This window comes from Acuticoccus kandeliae, from assembly GCF_003073115.1.
This window is the reverse complement of the sequence record NZ_QBBV01000159.1, coordinates 1-304: the sequence shown is the minus strand read 5'-3', so window position 1 is coordinate 304 and position 304 is coordinate 1. Positions and strand designations below refer to the sequence as shown.

General features: G+C 74.0%; 1 protein-coding gene. It reads left to right on the top strand.

The window, feature by feature from the left end:
* Nucleotides 1–304: thiolase family protein (locus DBV35_RS29760; RefSeq protein ID WP_483860592.1), on the top strand; the 304-nt coding region annotated here is incomplete at both ends.

The window sequence follows — 304 nt, the reverse complement described above, 5'->3', positions numbered from 1 at the left end:
GAGTCCGGGGTGTTCGCCGAGGAGATCGTCCCGGTGACCGTGCCCGGCCGGAAGGGCGACACCGTCGTGGAGCGCGACGAGCACGTCCGCCCCGACTCGACGGTCGAGAAGCTGGCGACGCTGCGCCCGATCCTGGGCAAGGACGACCCGGACGCCACCGTGACCGCGGGCAACGCCGCCGGCCAGAACGACGGCGCCGCGATCTGCGTGGTGACCAGCCCGGAGAAGGCCGCCGAGCTCGGGCTGCGCCCGCTGGCGAAGGTCGTGTCCTGGGGCCTGGGCGGGGTTCCGCCCAAGACGATGG